Source organism: Sulfuricurvum sp., from assembly GCF_028712165.1.
Classification (GTDB): domain Bacteria; phylum Campylobacterota; class Campylobacteria; order Campylobacterales; family Sulfurimonadaceae; genus Sulfuricurvum.
In genome coordinates this window covers 16,360-34,033 of sequence record NZ_JAQTQR010000027.1, presented here as the reverse complement: position 1 = coordinate 34,033, position 17,674 = coordinate 16,360, and the positions used below count along the sequence as shown (strand labels likewise).

Genomic DNA, 17,674 nt, shown 5'->3' with positions numbered 1-17,674 from the left:
AAAGATGGTGCGCCCGAAGGAATTCGAATCCCTGACCGCCGGTACCGCAAACCGGTGCTCTATCCAGCTGAGCTACGGACGCATCTTTTAAAGAGAACGAAATTATAGCTTAAAAAGCTTAAAAAAGCATTAATTACCTTTTAGCGCAGTTGATTGATCTTTAACACAAATTCAACTTCCGCTTTTGACAATCTAAGCTCTTTGGCTATCGCATCCACTTCAACACCCTGGTTGTATCGGCTGATTACCTTTTCATCATCCAGACCGCTGATTGAGGTAGGAAGAGAAAGATTACGGATACGCTCTTCAAGATAGCGAAGACGGTTTTCAGTTTTTTCTTTGTACGCGCTAAAACTCCCCTCAATCTGTCCAAGAGACTCCAGAATCGGTATTGATATTTCATTGACTTCACGTCCCAGTTCTGCATGCAGCGAATGTTGTTCACGAGGAACGCTCTCTTGAAGTGATGTGATAATTTCAAGCTCTTGTTTAAGCCGTTTATCGAGCATAAACAGTTCACGGTGTAAATCTTCAACTGCTTTTGCAACTGCACGGATCTGAGAAGTCACCTCCCCCTCTTTCGTAATAACATAATAGATGAGCCCGACAACCATTACCGCCAATGCGATCAGGGCAATCTCTATCATATGATTCATTCAAGCCCTTTCATCTGACGGATCATAGCCCGTTCACACGCCGTCATATAATATCCCCACTCTTTCTCGTCCCGAACATGCATTTTTTCAATTTTTGCCAAGGATGAATCGATAGCTTCAAAGAAGAAAGCTATTTCACGTTTGGGGAACGTTGCTATTTCAACACGGCCGTAATAATGTTTCCCCGCTTCAAAACCTTCCGTACTGAGCTTAAAGTGCTCTAATCCGATACTCTCGATAAATGCTTCACTCGTAAGCACTAAACGCTTAGGATAACCCTTAGTCAGCAATAACTCAATTTTGTCAATCTTTCGGTAAAGCTCTACCATCAGATTGAGCATCACCGCATCGTTATCGTTCGTTTCACCTCGAACTTTTGCGTGTTTTACCCATTGACCGATAGAGTCTTCATCCGTTTCGCTGATCTCATTAAACTCCAGCTCATATTTTTCGGTATCTGTTCCTACTTCTTCGTACACCAAATCAATCGTTGCGGTTACAAGTCTTATCTCACTCATACTATCACCTTATCTAAAATTATTAATCCGATAAATACAAATCCCAAATAACCGTTCACTGTAAAGAATGCCCGATCGATTTGAGTAAAATCTTTACGTACCAAATAGTGCTCATAGGTGAGCATAGCGCCAGAAAATACAACTGCCATTATGGCAGGATATCCCAAACCGGCTTCAAATACAAAAAGTGACCAAAAGAGAACACTTAGAATATGAAAGGATGCCGATATTTTCATCGTCGCACTGCTTCCGTAACGTGAGGGGATCGAATGTAGGTTATTTGTACGGTCAAAGTCCATATCTTGCAGTGAATAGAGTAAATCAAATCCCGCAACCCAGAAAACCACTCCGATACTCAGCCAAAAAGACCATAACGGCATATAGCCCAGCACAGCAATCGCACCGGCGATGGGAGCCATCCCCAAAGATATACCCAATACGATGTGTGCCATCGAACTAAATCGCTTAAAATACGAATAACTGAGCAATACCACCAATACCGGCACGCTCAGATAAAATGCCAACTCGTTAATGAAATAAGCGACGGCAATAAATACAACTGCATTTACGGCAGTAAAAATGAAAATGGATGCTCCGTCCAATCGCCCGTCTACACTTGGTCGACCCGCCGTTCTGGGATTATGCTTATCAAATTTACGATCCACATAACGATTAAAACCCATGGCAGCATTACGCGCACTGATTGCTGCAAAAGCACCTAATACAAGGAGTTTAAATCCAAACCATCCACCGGCTGCAACGATCATTGCGGTAAAAATAAAAGGGAGTGAAAAGACGGTATGTTGAAACATAACCAGTTCATTAAAATCTCGTAATCTTTTCGCAATTCGCTGCACACAAAGCCTTTGTTAAATGAAGTCTATTTATTTTATCGTAATTTCTCTTTTATCATAACAAAGTGCATATATGTGCATATGAGCTTACTGCTGAAGTAAACACAGTGTTAACGTAGTCTATCGGGATTTTATTCCGATAGCGTTATAATATAAATATGAAACAAATAGCAATTATCGGTTCCACTGCTTCGGGAAAAAGTGATCTCGCTCTTGAACTTGCTTTAAACCATAATGCTCTTATATTATCGATCGATTCTCTCAGTATTTACAAAGAGATTGATATTGCTTCTGCAAAGCCTTCCTCTTCTGAACTCACTCTTGTGGAGCATTTCGGGATCAATCGCTTATCTCCGGATGAAAATGCAAGTGTTATCACTTTTATTGATGAGTACCAACGTATTCGTGAACGTGCTGCTGAAGAAGAGAAAAACATCATCATTGTCGGAGGAAGCAGCTTTTATCTCAAAAGTATGTTAGATGGACTCTCAAAAATTCCGGACTATTCCCCTGATACGACTGCACGTGCCAACAGTATGCTTGCCGACCTCTCTAAGTGCCATACGTTGCTCAGGAGTATTGATCCACTCTACATGGAGAAAATTACTCCCAGTGACTCCTATCGGATCGAAAAGATGCTTTTAATTTATCTGGAGACGAATATTCCTCCTTCAGAATGGTTTCGCGCTCATCCTGCTGAGCCGATTATTGAAGAGTGTCCTGTTTTTGAACTCAAAATAGACAGAGCGGTTTTACGTGAGCGTATCGCTCTTCGCACGCGGAAGATGGTTCATTCAGGACTGATTGACGAAGTCGCAGAGCTTGAACGGCTTTATGGAAGAGCCCCCAACAGTATGAAAGCAATCGGTATACTCGAAACACTGGAATTTTTAGACGGGAAAATTTCTAAATATGAATTGATCGAGGCAATAACAACCCATACGGCGCAACTCGCCAAACGGCAGCAAACGTTTAACGCCAATCAATTTAGTCTAAGCGAAAGCGGAGAAGTAGACAAAATAAGAACCAGGGCCGAGGAAATACTCTTACATTAATCCCAATGCATCTTTAGCCAGTTTTCCCCATGCAGAGTTTTTATTCGCTTTAATACTCGCATTAAAAGCATCGCGTGCTTCGCGTTTATGCCCTAATTTTTGCTCTATCGCTCCGATAAGGTATTGCTGACGGGCACGTTTCTCCGTATCGAGTTTTTGTTTGTCCAAGGTTTTAAGGACAGAGAGTGCAGCACTGTCTTTCCCTAAATTTTGGTATGACTGAGCAAGGGTAAATTCGATATAAGGGCTTTGTGTATAGGTTTTGGTTCTCTCCTGCAGGGCACTTACTTTGCGTCCATACGTTTGTACCATCCCTTCATCTTTGCGTTTAAGCCCCAGACTCACCATTTGGGTATATCGCTCAATATCTTTAAAATCATTAGGATAAGCACCTTCAACCGATTTTATATGGCGGATCATCCCCTCATCATCACTCACTCGCTGAGCTGCATCAAACATGGTTCGATAGATGTCATTCAAAGATGGATTTTTCTCAACATCCAAAAGGGTTATCAGTTCTTCTCCTCCTTTAATCGCCTCTTTGTATTCACCGAGTCCGAACTGCGTCTTCACCATACGAGAAAGCCAAATCTGCCGTTCGGCAATCGATTTTGATTTGAGATGGCTTTGTGCTATTTTTTTCGCTGCTGCATATTGGGTTGTTTTGAGTTCGCAATTAAATATATATTCATCCCATTCAGGCAAAAGGCGTATCTTATACATTTTTTGAAACGCCATCGCTTCAACACATTTTCCCTCTTTAAGACGTGCTTTTTCCAAACCGATTGCACTTTTTGAAATCATACTGTTCGTTTCCGGATATTCGGTCGATTCCAAGCGATACAAATAGCTTTCCATATCCAAAATCGCTTGATATTTTTGTTCTTTAAAAAGAAGCTGTGCTTTTTTATAAAGGGCTTTTTTACCGACACTGTCATTTCCGTAACGCTCGATCAACTCATCGTATTTTTTGATCTCTTTGGTCGTATTTTTATCCCCGTCATCAAAAAATAAACTGTCTTTAGCCCTACGTACGTCTTCTATATATTGACCGTATTTATAGGTGTCCAAATACTCATTAAATCGCTTTAAGGCTTCTAGTTTGTTATTGGCCTTAGCCAATGCAAATCCGAGAGCTTTAAGATTCACCTCATAATCGGGAGACTTTTTATCGGTCGCATTTAAAAGAGATTCGCTGATACGTGCTGCCGTTTTAGGGTCATTTTTTTCAAAGAATGTTTCTGCCATAGCCATGGAATTGTCTCGAACGTCTTTAAAATAATTCGGATTGGCCGATGCAATTTTGTCAACATACTGTGCCGCTTTTTTTGTATTTCCATTGTTCAGCTCGATTTGGGCAAGTTTAAAAGCCGCTTCAGAAGCAACGGCTACATCTTTACTCGTTTCAAGGGCCTTTTTATACAACTCAACTGCATTTTTAATCTCTCCTGAACCTTCCAACTGCTCAGCTTTGTAAAGCATCCCCAATGATGCAAACGGACTGTCCGCCTGCTCATCGAACAACCGGTCAAAAAAGTAATCCGCATCGACACTCTGACCGATTTTTCCATAGGCATCAGCGATATAAGCTAGGACCTCTGCGACACTTGGATCCGAAGAATAATCTCGCAAAAACTGCTTGGCAATTTCTATGAGTTTTTCAGAATTCTCTTCGTGATGCAATGCACGGATTTGATAGAGCAATAATTCATTTTTAAAGACAGTCTTCGGATAGTTTTTCAGAGCATTCGTACTGAGATCAAGAACTCTGTCGTATCTCTTTGCTTCATACGCTTTTTTCATCTCCATATAGTCAGTAACGTCTTGTACCCGTGTAATCTTTATCGGGTTCCCTTTCAGGTCGAGGCCTCCGACAATAGGTCTCATATCTTTTTTGATATTTATAGGGAAGTTAATTCCTGATTCAGGTGTTGGATTCATTACTATCAAGGGAAGAGTCTGTGTGTATCCGACTACACTCCAATGCTTTGCTTTGCGAATGTTTCCTTGAAACGTTTCTGTCTCTTTGGAAAGATCAAATGCGAGTGGAATCAGTTTCATTTTTGCTTTGGGAAGGATAGTAATACTATAGCCTTGAGGCGAAGAAACACCGGTTATACTGAATTGAGCATTGTTGATCGGGGAGAAGGTCTGTTTTGTTGCTTGTGGTATGCGACAATCGATTCGCCGTGTTTCGCCAAACTCATCGTTTGTTGCATCACACGTGAAAGGGAATGCATTTTGAAGGTGGAGAATACTAAATGTCGCCCCTTCCTCTTTTCCGGTTTGGATGGAGAGTTCCAAGGCAAACAAGGGGAAACAGAGGCATAGAGCAATCCAGTGTCTCAATCCTTCCCCTTCTTTTCCTCATAATGAGGATTAATAGCCGCTATTATACACGAATAGAGTAATAACTTTCAACAAAGGGTTGACTGCAAATACGGCAAATATTGTTCCGACTACAGCAATACCGATAATGGTTTTCAGCGAAAGAGAGGCATTCATAAAATACATCTTCTCATATCCGACCATTGGTTCTTTCATAAACATAAATACAATAAGTTTCAAGTAGTAATACCCGGCGATCGCCGAGTTCAGAGCCATGATAAGAGCCAGTCCCGTATAACCTGCTGAGACGGCAGATCCTATCATGTACAATTTACCCCAGAACAGACCAAACGGAGGGATACCGGCGAGGGAAAGCATAAACAGACCCATCATCACGGCACCCATCGGCATTGTTTTTACCATACCGGAGAATTTCTCGTACGGATGATCCGAACTTTGCCCCGGAAGGAGATTTTTCTGTCGATTCACCCATAACATCGTAAAGGCTCCGAGATTGGTAAAGCTAAAGAGCGCCCAATACAAAAACAATCCTGTGTTGGCTTGGGTCGTACCGATCAAAATCGCTGCCATTACAAAACCGGCATGGCTGATTGAACTGTATGCCAACATACGCTTGACATCACTTTGTACCAATGCCCATACGTTAGCTGCCGTCATCGTTATGACAACTCCGATATACAGGATGACTTGCAGCCATGCTACTCCGCTGTGAACCAAAAATTCAAACAAACGCATCGCAACCACAAAACCTGCGATTTTAGGAACGATTGACATATATCCTGCTAGTGCTGCAGATGAACCTTCATAAACGTCCGGTGTCCAGGTATGGAACGGTACCATCGATATTTTAAATCCGATTGCTGCGATCATAAAGGTAACAGCAATCAAAATATAGCCAATATTACTGTAATGATCTTCTGCCAATACGGTTGCTATCTGATTGATTTCAACAGAACCGCTGATCGCATAAAAAATCATCGAACCGAAAGCGAAAAAGCCTGCTGCCAATGCACCCATCGTAAAGTACTTCACGGCAGCTTCAAAAGATTTAGCACGGTTATGCAATGCGATAAGGGTATAAAGTGCCAACGATGCCGTTTCCAATCCGATGAAGATCAAAATCAGATTATCGGTTGCAACCATAAACTGAAAGCCGGAAATCATGAATAAAAAGAGGGCAAAATACTCCGGATAGTTGTATTCATGAAACCGTTTTGAAGTCAATGCCAACGGAATAAAGAGCATTGATCCCACTACAATAATGATCTGAGCCAAGATGGCTAGACCATCCATAAGCATGACATCAAAGAAACCTAAGATTGTTCCGTTTTTAAGAAACAAGCCTGCAAAATCGATCAACGAACCTAAATCCAAAAGCAAAAACAAAAGACTGAGCATGACGTACAACGATTTGTGCAGCCCTCCCTTTGCCATATCGATCACTAAAATAACCAGCGCACCGACAATCGCAATGAGCATCGGGGCTAACGTCGCTAAATTAAGCGACGCAAGCGAAACATGAATCGGCTCTAACATTAGTGCGCCTCCTGCATTGAAATGATCTTACTCGAATCTGAAAGGTTAGGGATACGCTCTTTAGCCTCAGGACTTTGAGCTTTGTCATGCATAAGCTGTATAATCGACTCGACACTGTTGTTAATCGGTCCCAAAACAGGTTTTGGATATACACCCAGCCAAATTGCTACAATAACTAATGGGATAAGCCCAAGAAGTTCAGTGCGGTTTACATCTTTCAAATTTCGGTTTGCTTCATTCGTTACAGTACCGAAAAACATTTTTTTATAGGCAGAAAGCATATAAATTGCCCCAACGATAATGGCTACTCCGGCCGTAAGCGTAATCATGTGAGATTGTTTATAAAAACCGAGCAAACTCAAAAACTCTCCGACAAAGTTAATCGTAAGCGGTAATCCCACTGATGCCATCATCATAATTCCGAAAATAGTCGCATAGCGAGGCATAACCGATGCAATTCCACCGAACTCCGACATCATTTTTGTATGACGTCGATCATAAATCACTCCGACGAGTAAGAACAGAGCCCCTGAGACAACCCCATGCGCCAGCATTAAGAACACCGATCCGCTCACCCCTTCAACGTTCAACGCGAACGTACCGAGGATAATAACACCCATGTGAGAAACCGAGCTGTAGGCAACAACTTGTTTAATATCTTCCTGCGCATAGGCTACCATCGCCGTATAGATAATCATTATGATGGCAATAATTGCAATCGGGAACATAAAGTAAACCGAAGCATCCGGAAACATCGGCAATGAAAAACGGACAAATGCGTACGTTCCCATTTTAAGCAAAATTGCTGCCAAGATGACCGAACCGATAGTTGGTGCCTGACCGTGAGCATACGGAAGCCATGTATGGAATGGAAACATCGGTACTTTGATTGCAAATCCGATAAAAAATGCCGCAAATAACCAAAGCTGGAAATTCTCCGGCAAAATCAGACGATACCATTCAAGGATTGAGAAGCTCCACATTCCGGTTGCCTGATTGTAAAAATACGCCATAAAGAGCATACCGACCAGCATAATCAAAGAACCGGTAAACGTATAGAGGAAAAACTTGATCGATGCGTATATACGCAACGGCCCGCCCCATGCACCGATAATGTAAAGCATCGGAACCAATGAGAGTTCCCAAAACACGTAAAATACAATTGCATCCAACGCGGCAAATACACCAACCATTGTCATCTCTAAGAATAACAAGGTAATAATCAAATTCTTAAGGTGACGCTTTTCAGTCAATGATGCAATACCGATCATCGTGAAAAACGTTGATAGAATAATAATAAAGAGTGATATACCGTCCACACCAAGAAGGTAATTAATACCAAAAGCCGGAATCAATGGCATTGACTCCATAAATTGCATCCCCGAAACCATCGGATCGTACGCGTACCATAGCCACAAAGAGAGGACAAATTCGATGAAAGAAACGGCAATACCGTACGCTCTCATACTGTCTTTTGTGACGACAAATCCAAGCATTGCAGCCAATGCAGGGAAGAAAATTAAAAGTGTTAAAATATGATCTATCATCATTACTCCTTAAGCGCTGACCGCGTTATACCCAACGGTAAACGCAACGGCAAGTGCTAATAAAACAACCAAACCGAAAACCATCCAACGAAGCATAGTGGAGAGATTTCCGTTTTGAATATCACGTGTATTTTCACCCGTTTTGTAAATTGCATTAGCAATCATATCTACGGTCGCATCGACAATTTTAAGATCAATCTGTTTCCACGCAATTTTGGAAAGTTCCAAATACGGTTTGGAAAAAACTTCTTCATAAAATTTCGGTATGTAATACTGATTCCACAGCAATTTGTAGCCGAAACTATTTTCCATTTTAGAGGTGCCGTCCGGAACACTGTTCCAGTTGCTGTATTTTTTATACGCAAACAAAATAGCTGAAATAACAAACAGTTGTGTTCCGATCGTCATGATCCAGAAAGTCACTTCATTATGCACATGATATACCGTTGATGGAAGCAGGTTAGTGACCAATTGATAGTACGTCATTTTAAATGAACCGGCAATAATCGCCAATACGAGCAATGGAGACATAGCCACCAACATAAACTTATACGCTTCATGCGGGTGAATCCCGAAAAGTTTATAGCGCTCTTCTCCATGGAAGATCAATGCCACAAGACGGAACGAGTAAAACGCTGTCAAACCGGCAGTCAACAACAATACGGTATAGATAATATAGTGGTGTTCAACAAACCCGACTTCTAAAATCAAATCTTTTGAAAAGAATCCGGCAAACGGATAGATACCCGCTAAGGCAACGGAAGCAAGGGTCATCATGATAAATGTCCCTTTCATCACTTTGCGCAAGCCCCCCATTTTAAACGGATCGAGTTCATCATGCATCGCATGCATAACGTTACCGGCACCGAGGAACAGCAACGCTTTGAAAAATGCGTGTGCCATAAGATGGAATAATGCTACCCAGTATGCGCCCAAACCGGCTGCTACGAACATATATCCGAGTTGTGAAAGGGTTGAGTAGGCGATGATACGTTTCATATCGCGGTTAACCAATGCCATAGATGCTGCGAAAAGAGCAACAAATGCACCAAGGCTCGCGATAAAAATACCGACATTCGGGATCAAATCATAAATCGGATTCGCCCTTACGACCAAATAAACCCCCGCAGTAACCATCGTAGCCGCATGGATCAGTGCCGAAACCGGAGTTGGACCTTCCATCGCATCGGCAAGCCATGTATGTAGCGGAAATTGCGCCGATTTACCCATTGCACCTATAAAGAGGAAAATACCGATCCATGTTGTAATCACTAACGGAAGATTTCCGATTTCTGCAAATACCACATCATATTGGAGAGATCCGACATTCCAGTAAATCATGAAGATACCGATCAACATCCCAAGGTCGGCAATACGGTTCATAATGAACGCTTCGTTAGCTGCCCATGTAGCCGATTCTTTGTGATACCAGAAACCGATTAGACCCCATGAACACAAACCGACCCCTTCCCATCCGATAAATAATCCGGCGAAGTTGTCACTCATAACCAAAACCATCATCGAGAAAACGAAAGCCGAAAGCCATGAGAAGAAACGGTTAAATCCTTTGTCATGATCCATGTACCCGACAGAATAAACGTGAACAACTGTAGAAACGATCGTTACAACCATCATCATCACAACGCTTACTTGATCGACGACAAATCCAAACGGTATGTAAAGATCACCCGTTGCCATCCATGTCATCAGTTCTACGTGTACCGTGTGTCCACCCAAAACATAGTTGAGCAGAACGAGACTGCTTAAAAAAGAGGTGAACAGCAATCCGGAAGCGATATAACCTGTAATGTTCGTTTTAGGCGACATACCGAACAACGCTGAAAATAATGACCCTACCAACGGAGCGAAGAGTGCAATATATAAATAAAGTTCCATAGCCTATCCTCGCATTGAATTCATCTGATCTAGGTCGATCTTACCGGTACGTTTATACCAAACGATGAGAAGACCCAATCCGATTGCCACTTCAGAAGCCGCAATTGCAATAATAAAGAATGCAAACATTTGACCGCTCAAATCGCCGATATAATGCGAAATTGCCGCAAATCCGATATTGGTAGCATTCAGTAAAATTTCTGTTGCAAAAAAGAGCATTAAAAGATTTTTACGTCGCATGATACCGATCAATCCGATTGCAAACAAAATGCTTGACAATACAAGATAATGGGTGAGTGTAATTTCCATCAGTGTCCCCCTTCTTCTGCTCTATAGCTGTCATCCATCATGCCGATCTCTTCTTCCGCCATCAAGGTCAACGATTTATCCATTTTCTTACCTGCCATAATAATCCCGCCGATCATCGCGACAAGAAGCATGACTGCTGCAAGTTCGAAAGGGACCAGATATTTAGTAAAGAGAACCATACCCACTGCCTGTGAATTACCGATAGTCGGATCAATCGGATACAACGCTTGGATATTGTCTGAGATGATCGGTGCAACAAAAATAGCAACTACCATGACCGCTGCCAATACGCCCAGTACAAAAACGATTTGCGGATTGACTTTCTTTTCAACTACATTACGAGTCGTGTCGAAGAACATCATACCGAACGCATAAAGCGCCATAACTGCTCCGGTATAGACGATGATTTGGATAGCTCCCAAAAAGTCGGCACCAAGAATAAAGAAAAATGCCGAGATGAAAATCATCCCAGCCGCCATTGCGGTGATGGCATACAATGCTTGACTGGTCATAACCGTGATGGTAAACATCACGATTGTGAGGACAGCAAACAGATAAAAAGCGATAGCTTCAAACATAACTTTGACTCCTTAATAGGCGAGCGGGGTCTTTTTGACCGACGCGTCGCTTCCTGGGATGATGGCTCCGAAGCCCGGGTACTCTGATTGTTCACCTGCCGTAAGCAAATCAAGCGGAGTGAGCATATCGTCTTTAATAACAAAATGGGCACGTTGTTCAGAACCGTTTTCGTAACGTCCTCCGTGGACAATAGCGAGTTCCGGGCACACTTCCGCACAATATCCGCAGAAGATACAACGTCCGAGGTTGATGCTGTACTCCGTTACTTCTTTGCGGCTGTTCTCGTCGATACGAGTATCCATACGGATACAATCGGAGATACAAATTTTTTCGCACAATCCACAACCGATACAACGCTCATACCCTGACTCCCACAAACGGAGCAGTTTATGAACCGCACGATAACGAGGCCCGATCGGAAGTTTTTCTTTCGGGTATTGGACGGTATGGATGTCAAATTTGATCATCTCTCGCATAACAACCCATAAGCCCACAAACAATTCGCCTTTTGCGGCACGTTTGACAACTTGCTTAAATTTATCCCATCCGGTTACCGGATAGTTTTCGATATCGACGTAATAATAAGCGCTATGTTCACTTACATTTCGGTCTGTAAATACTTCTTCATGATGCATCGCACAACCTCCTTAGAACATCATCACGATGCCGGTGACAACAACGTTGAGCACCGCAATCGGCATTAAAACTTTCCAACATAACCACATCAATTGGTCAGGTCGAACATCCGGCCATGCGGCACGTGTCCAAAGGAAAAAGAAAAAGAAAAACGCTACTTTGAGGATCAATTGGAATGCTCCCGCAAAAGTACCGTCACCAAAACCGCCCAAGAATACAATAGCGATTACAAACGAGATAAAGAACATATTTGCATATTCACCGATGAAGAAAAGACCCCAACGCATACCCGAATACTCGGTTCCGAAACCGTCAATAATTTCATGATCGTTTGCAACAAGGTGGAAAGGGGTACGCCCGGTTTCTGCAAAAGCGGCAATCCAAAAAAGGACAAATGCTACCGGCTGTGACCAAACGATCCAGTTGGTAATTCCGCCGGCTTGGTAATTGTTGATATCTACCAATGACAATGAACCTACCATCATTAACGGTGCCAACAACGCAAGTCCAGTAATAACTTCATACGAGATAAAGATAGCCGCACTACGTGCCGCAGAGATCAATGACCATTTATTTGCCGATGCCATCCCCCCAAGGAGCGGTCCGTACAATCCGATTGCCATAACCCCAAGAACATAGAGGATACCGACATTGATGTCTGCTACGATCGGATGAACGGTATAGCCCATTACAGTAAACTGCGGCCAAAACGGAATGGCTGCTGAAGCCATAAACGCAGTCGCAGCCGTAATAACCGGAGCGATTTTAAAAATCGGTTTTACGACGTTTTGAGGGATAATATCCTCTTTCGTAAAGAGTTTAATCCCGTCCGCTGCGACTTGAAGCAATCCAAATGGTCCGACATGCATCGGTCCCAAACGGCGTTGCATAAACGCCAGCACTTTACGCTCGAAGTAGGTCCCAAGACCCGCGAGCGCTGAAAAGATCAACAAGATTACAACGATTTTAGCAATCGTTTCTATGATAAATGCTACATCCATGCTTACACCTTTTGAATTGATACGCACGCAAAACGGTAACCGTCAAACAGTGCTTCAGAGTTGATAGCGGTATCAAATGTCGGAAGATACGCAATATCTCCCTCGATTTTACCGTCGGCTATAACGTTGAGACTTAGCTCGCCGCGTGCCGTTTTCACATTCACGCGATCCCCTTCATTCCAACTGTTAGATTCCATGAACGTTTTAGAGACATAAAGACCCCCATTTTCTTGAAGTTGATGGGAAGCTGCCGTAAACGGTGAAAACTGTAAAACCGGATTGGCCAAATAAACAACATTCTCGTTAATTGCTTTATCCGCATCAAATGGCGTTACGTTTTCATCTGTGTCTACCGTTACCGTTTGGATGTCCAAACGATAACCTCGAACCTCTTCACCTGAGTTGGTGTAGTGGTTAGGAAGCGCATCAAAACAGGTTGCTTTAAATCCTGCCTGTTTAGGAAGCTGTGCCGTGTAATCAACCGTGTATTTAGAGCTTAGACCCAACGCATTTGCAATATCATTCAAAACATATCCGCTAAATGAAAGTGCCGCATTCGTCGGGTTAACCCGTTTATCGATATTGGTCAATGTCCCCTCTTGCTGATTCAACGCAGGCATATCCAAATCTCCGCCGCCAAGTGCACTGAGTGTAAAGTTTCCAGCCGTGTTATATCCGATCGTATAACTTCCGCGCTCAGAATCAAGATCACAAATCATGGCAACCCCGAGTGTATTGGAAAGGTTTGGAATCATTGTGACGCTGAACTGCGTATATTTTTCGATCAAAGCTACCAAGCGAGCACAATTTGATGCATTAGGGTGTGTATATAAATCCGGTCCGACCATCAATGAGAAACGCTCTTTTTTCGCCAAATATTTAGTCAATGTATCGCTAAATCCTGCCGGAGCATTCAAAAGGGCGAAAAGAGCATTTTCATCTACTTCCACCTCTTTTGAAACTTTTTTCTTCACTGTTTTGGTAACCTCTTCGCTTACCTCTTCTTCCACACCGGTCTCTTCGTTGAGAACTTTTTTGACAACGGTTTCGGTCACTTTTTCATCAACCGTCTCTTCAACCGTTACGGTCTTCGTCGAATGGAAACCTGCCAAATATTCGCTCACGGAAGAAGGCATTGCCGCTTTATCTGCGAAAAGGTCCAGTATCAAATAAAGAGCCGCTTCTTCCATCATCGGTGCGTGATTGAACTGCGTCACACTTTTTGACATACCGGCAATAACCGGATCATTGATCGGATGGAAATAAAGACCTGCACCTTTATTCATCGATAACGCATTATTCATCGCAAAACGGGCATTTGGATTATCGGTTTTAAGTGCACTTCCGATAGAGACAACAAAATCAGATGCATGAACTTCACCCAAATCACCGCCGTAAAGTGACGTACCGCTCACAGCACTGTAAGCGTTAAGGAATGATTTAAACGCACGGGCTTCTTCATTAATAAGGCGGTATCCGAATTTTTCTTTAAGACGCTGAAGAATCAATGCCTCTTCGTTCGTAATGGTTGATGTAAATGCAATCGTGTCGGCTTGCTTGAATGCTGCAATCGCAGCATCAAAGGCTACAGCATCTTTTGTTACATTTTTATTTTCGAAATCGTATCCGTAGCGACCGGCACCGCAAAGCGATACATAGTTCCACTCGTTTTTAACGCGGTAGATTTTGCTCTCAGGATTTTCAACAGAGGTGTGTTTGATATCATAGCTCAGCTGACATCCTGCCGAACAATGGGCGCACGTTGCCGGGATTTGTTTATGTTCCCATGCATTGGATGTGTATTGGTAATCACTGCTTACCAACGCACCGACCGGACATACCGACGTACATTCTCCGCAGTTAGTACAATCTAACGTATCACCCGCATTCGGAGAAATAAGCGATTTATTGAGCTTATTCCACATCGCATAGGCATCTTTTGGCATTGATTCTTTGAATGCCGCTTCGATTGGATCGGATCCCCGCGCAACGGTAGAGAGTGCCGCATCTCCGATCATGTCTTTACAAACGGTAATACAACGTTCACACATAATGCACAATGCCGGATCGTAATGGATCAATCCCCAATCCTGTGCCGGTTTATGAGTGTCTTTGATCGCATAGGTTTGTTGATCTACACCCATCTCAAGAGTATAGTTCTGCAGCTCACATTCACCTGATTGATCGCACACTCCGCACTCAAGCGGATGGTTGACATCATAAACTTCCATAATCGCACGGCGTTCAGATTCGATATTCGGAGTTGTAGTCGTAATTTCCATCCCTTGCTTTGCTTTGGCATTACACGCGTAGACTTGCTTGCCATCCGCTTCAACCAAACAAATACGACACGCCAATGTCGGTGAACATCGTGTTAAATAACAAATCGCCGGAATAAAAATCCCATTAGCACGCGCCGCATTAAGAATATATTCACCCTCTTGCGTCTGGACAGTGCGGCCGTCTATGGTAATCGTGATTTCATTCATGATTCATTCCCCATCCTCATAATTTTCACCTTTTCAAAACGATATTTTTCATTCATCGCACCGTATGCGACATCGTATGCCGGTACCAAAGCAATGGTACCCTTCAGTGATGCATCCAATTTGAAAATTCTCTCTTGCATCTCACCTGCAAATACAATTTGAATTTTATCACCATCGGTGATTTTTGCAGCAGCCGCGAATTGGGCAGAACCGGATAAAGTTGCCTCTTTTTCGAGCTGTGACGTTCGCGCTGTGTACGCGTTAAATTGATTTACAGGATTACAACGATAGACAACAGTGCCGTTAAACTCCGGTAAATCTTCAATTTCTTCGAGAGAACCACCGATTTCAACATCGATATTTTCTAAAATATATCCTCGATCATCTTCTCCAAGCGGTCCGTAAAAATTCCCTAAATCATCAAAAGACGACCCGTTAAACCCTTTTGCAACCGGAAGTTGTGCCGTGTAATCAATAGTATTCGCTGATTTTAACCCCAGCGCATTTGCAAGATCATTTAATGTATAGCCGTAAAACGCTACCGCAACATTTGTCGGAAGCACTTGGTGATTGATACTTACAAACGTCCCCTCTTGTGAATTGAGAGAAGGGAGTTTGAGCATCACGTCACCGATGGAACCCATCGTATACTCACCTGCTGCATTATAACCTACAACTCCATCGCCGCCGTTATCGGCATCAAGATCACAAATCAACGAGACTCCGATAGTATTGACACTCGGGGCTACGACAACAACGGAAAACTCGGTATAGGTTTCGATCATTGCACACAAACGGGCAATATTAGCTGCGCGTTTATGATTTAATACATCGCTGCCGATAATAAGGGTTTTTCGTTTTGCTCTGCCCATCGATTTTGCGATACGGATGAATTCTTCATCTCCGACATTACTCTCGGCACAAAGATAGCCCTCATCAAGATCCGCGAAGAATTTGCGCATCTCGTCATTGATATCGGCATCCTGCAGAAGGGTTGATGCCAGCATCGCGATAACGCCCTCTTCCGTTCCTACTTCGTATTTGACAAATTGTGTCACAACATTTTGAAGCAATGTATCTTCAAGAGGATGCATGTAAACCACTTTTGCCCCGTTATGACGCGCAGCGCTTGTCATTGCGTAACGGACAACCGGATTATCGGTAGTGATACGCCCTCCGACTACAATGATTCCGTCACTTTGTTTAATCGCATCCAGACTTCCGCCGAATCCCATTTTTCCGCTAACGGATGCATATGCGGCCATGAAACTTTGATACGCTCTTGCCTCTTCGTTATAAAGTTTGATCCCTAGCATTTTTTTGAATTGCTGAAGGATCATCGCTTCTTCATTTGTAATCAATGCGCTGAAACGGATAGCAGAGGCATTTCGAATTGCTTCAACAGCTTTGGTAAATTCTGCCTCATTTTTTTCGCTTTGCTGATCAAAATCAAACCCGAAACGTCCTGCTCCGCATAGAGTCATGTGTTCAAAATTATTGGTTACACGATAAATACGATCGTTTGCATTCGTTGTCGAAGTATGTTTCACTTCATAGGTAAGCGAACATCCAGCTGAGCAATGAACACAGGTTGCCGGGATTTGACTCAGTTCCCATGCATTTGCCGTGTACTGAAAATCAGAACTTACCAGCGCACCGACCGGACATACCGCAATACACTCACCACAGAACGTACAATCAAGAACTTCACTGTTTTTCGGGATCACTGCCGATTTATATCCTCCAAACTGGAGTGTAATCGCATCATCGCCGATAATTTCATTACAGACATGAACACATTTCTCGCACAAGATACACAAAGCGGGATCATAATTGATCATTCCCCAGTGCTCAATCGCACGATGTTGATCTTTGGCACTGAAATGTTGTGCCGAAACACCGAACTCTAATGTTTTATTTTGAAGATCACATGCCCCGGATTTATCACATACACCGCACTCTAAAGGGTGATTGACATCATACAGACGCATGATATTGGTTCGTTCTTGCTCAAGGCGTTCTGAATTAATCGTTACACCCAATCCTTCCGTCGGTGGAGTTTGGCAACTAAGAATCAATCCATCGGTTTTATCCGTTTCAACGACACACAATCGGCATGAGGCACACGGAGTTGTTTTCTCTAAATAACACATCGTTGGGATATAGAATCCCGCTTTACGTGCTGCTTGGAGAATAGTCTCCCCTTTATTTGCTATGACGGGCTGGCCGTTAATCGTAAAATTGATCAT

General features: G+C 42.9%; 14 protein-coding genes and 1 tRNA gene. 1 reads left to right on the top strand and 14 read right to left on the bottom strand.

Going from position 1 to position 17,674, the window contains the following annotated elements; translation table 11 throughout:
- Positions 1-5: 5 nt before the first annotated feature.
- The 4 genes from PHP90_RS06540 to mqnP all read right to left on the bottom strand — a co-directional run bounded on the left by PHP90_RS06540 (position 6) and on the right by mqnP (position 2,031).
- Positions 6-82: transfer RNA gene (locus PHP90_RS06540), tRNA-Arg, on the bottom strand.
- 58 nt (positions 83-140) lie between these two features.
- Positions 141-656, bottom strand: coding sequence for a hypothetical protein (locus PHP90_RS06535; protein WP_299927099.1), 516 nt, complete (start codon positions 654-656; stop codon positions 141-143).
- Complete coding sequence (locus PHP90_RS06530) at positions 653-1,174, bottom strand: hypothetical protein (RefSeq protein ID WP_299927097.1); 522 nt, start codon at positions 1,172-1,174, stop codon at positions 653-655. Before PHP90_RS06530 ends, PHP90_RS06535 begins: the two co-directional genes overlap by 4 nt.
- Positions 1,171-2,031, bottom strand: coding sequence for a menaquinone biosynthesis prenyltransferase MqnP (mqnP, locus tag PHP90_RS06525; protein ID WP_299927095.1), 861 nt, complete (start codon positions 2,029-2,031; stop codon positions 1,171-1,173). The genes PHP90_RS06530 and mqnP overlap by 4 nt, the downstream gene beginning before the upstream one ends.
- Positions 2,032-2,186: 155 nt before the next feature.
- Between mqnP and miaA the strand changes: the two genes are divergently transcribed.
- Positions 2,187-3,083, top strand: coding sequence for a tRNA (adenosine(37)-N6)-dimethylallyltransferase MiaA (miaA, locus tag PHP90_RS06520; RefSeq protein ID WP_299927093.1), 897 nt, complete (start codon positions 2,187-2,189; stop codon positions 3,081-3,083).
- Here the strand turns inward: miaA and PHP90_RS06515 are convergent.
- The 10 genes from PHP90_RS06515 to PHP90_RS06470 are packed head-to-tail and all read right to left on the bottom strand — an operon-like array spanning position 3,075 to position 17,674.
- Positions 3,075-5,432, bottom strand: coding sequence for a tetratricopeptide repeat protein (locus tag PHP90_RS06515; RefSeq protein ID WP_299927091.1), 2,358 nt, complete (start codon positions 5,430-5,432; stop codon positions 3,075-3,077). The two genes, miaA and PHP90_RS06515, sit on opposite strands and share 9 nt — an antisense overlap.
- A 30-nt stretch (positions 5,433-5,462) precedes the next feature.
- Positions 5,463-6,968 carry an NADH-quinone oxidoreductase subunit NuoN gene (gene nuoN / locus PHP90_RS06510; protein WP_299927089.1) on the bottom strand — a complete coding sequence of 502 codons (1,506 nt, stop codon included), beginning with the start codon at positions 6,966-6,968 and terminating at the stop codon, positions 5,463-5,465.
- On the bottom strand, positions 6,968-8,515 hold the full coding sequence (locus PHP90_RS06505) for an NADH-quinone oxidoreductase subunit M (protein WP_299927087.1): 1,548 nt from the start codon (positions 8,513-8,515) through the stop codon (positions 6,968-6,970). Before PHP90_RS06505 ends, nuoN begins: the two co-directional genes overlap by 1 nt.
- Positions 8,516-8,524: 9 nt before the next feature.
- Positions 8,525-10,411: an NADH-quinone oxidoreductase subunit L gene (gene nuoL, locus PHP90_RS06500; protein ID WP_299927084.1), complete on the bottom strand. Its 1,887-nt coding sequence runs from the start codon at positions 10,409-10,411 to the stop codon at positions 8,525-8,527.
- A 3-nt stretch (positions 10,412-10,414) separates the two neighbouring features.
- Positions 10,415-10,720 (bottom strand): NADH-quinone oxidoreductase subunit NuoK, encoded by a 306-nt coding sequence (gene nuoK / locus PHP90_RS06495; RefSeq protein WP_299927081.1) that lies wholly within the window; start codon positions 10,718-10,720, stop codon positions 10,415-10,417.
- Positions 10,720-11,298 carry an NADH-quinone oxidoreductase subunit J gene (locus PHP90_RS06490; protein ID WP_299927078.1) on the bottom strand — a complete coding sequence of 193 codons (579 nt, stop codon included), beginning with the start codon at positions 11,296-11,298 and terminating at the stop codon, positions 10,720-10,722. The genes nuoK and PHP90_RS06490 overlap by 1 nt, the downstream gene beginning before the upstream one ends.
- Before the next feature lie 12 nt (positions 11,299-11,310).
- Positions 11,311-11,934 (bottom strand): NADH-quinone oxidoreductase subunit NuoI, encoded by a 624-nt coding sequence (gene nuoI / locus PHP90_RS06485; RefSeq protein ID WP_299927076.1) that lies wholly within the window; start codon positions 11,932-11,934, stop codon positions 11,311-11,313.
- Positions 11,935-11,946: 12 nt separating this feature from the next.
- Positions 11,947-12,936, bottom strand: coding sequence for an NADH-quinone oxidoreductase subunit NuoH (nuoH, locus tag PHP90_RS06480; protein WP_299927073.1), 990 nt, complete (start codon positions 12,934-12,936; stop codon positions 11,947-11,949).
- A gap of 2 nt (positions 12,937-12,938) precedes the next feature.
- A complete protein-coding gene (locus tag PHP90_RS06475) occupies positions 12,939-15,425 on the bottom strand; it encodes an NADH-quinone oxidoreductase subunit G (RefSeq protein ID WP_299927072.1) in 2,487 nt (828 codons plus the stop codon).
- Entirely contained in the window at positions 15,422-17,674 is a 2,253-nt protein-coding gene (locus PHP90_RS06470) for a 2Fe-2S iron-sulfur cluster-binding protein (RefSeq protein WP_299927070.1), read from the bottom strand. The genes PHP90_RS06475 and PHP90_RS06470 overlap by 4 nt, the downstream gene beginning before the upstream one ends.

Coding starts and splice junctions, on each gene's coding strand:
- nuoI (WP_299927076.1), bottom strand. CDS start 11,934: ATGCATCATGAAGAAGTATTTACAGACCGAAATGTAAGTGAACATAGC.
- nuoH (WP_299927073.1), bottom strand. CDS start 12,936: ATGGATGTAGCATTTATCATAGAAACGATTGCTAAAATCGTTGTAATC.
- miaA (WP_299927093.1), top strand. CDS start 2,187: ATGAAACAAATAGCAATTATCGGTTCCACTGCTTCGGGAAAAAGTGAT.
- PHP90_RS06530 (WP_299927097.1), bottom strand. CDS start 1,174: ATGAGTGAGATAAGACTTGTAACCGCAACGATTGATTTGGTGTACGAA.
- nuoN (WP_299927089.1), bottom strand. CDS start 6,968: ATGTTAGAGCCGATTCATGTTTCGCTTGCGTCGCTTAATTTAGCGACG.
- PHP90_RS06490 (WP_299927078.1), bottom strand. CDS start 11,298: ATGTTTGAAGCTATCGCTTTTTATCTGTTTGCTGTCCTCACAATCGTG.
- PHP90_RS06470 (WP_299927070.1), bottom strand. CDS start 17,674: ATGATCAATTTTACGATTAACGGCCAGCCCGTCATAGCAAATAAAGGG.
- nuoL (WP_299927084.1), bottom strand. CDS start 10,411: ATGGAACTTTATTTATATATTGCACTCTTCGCTCCGTTGGTAGGGTCA.
- nuoK (WP_299927081.1), bottom strand. CDS start 10,720: ATGGAAATTACACTCACCCATTATCTTGTATTGTCAAGCATTTTGTTT.
- PHP90_RS06505 (WP_299927087.1), bottom strand. CDS start 8,515: ATGATAGATCATATTTTAACACTTTTAATTTTCTTCCCTGCATTGGCT.
- PHP90_RS06535 (WP_299927099.1), bottom strand. CDS start 656: ATGAATCATATGATAGAGATTGCCCTGATCGCATTGGCGGTAATGGTT.
- PHP90_RS06475 (WP_299927072.1), bottom strand. CDS start 15,425: ATGAATGAAATCACGATTACCATAGACGGCCGCACTGTCCAGACGCAA.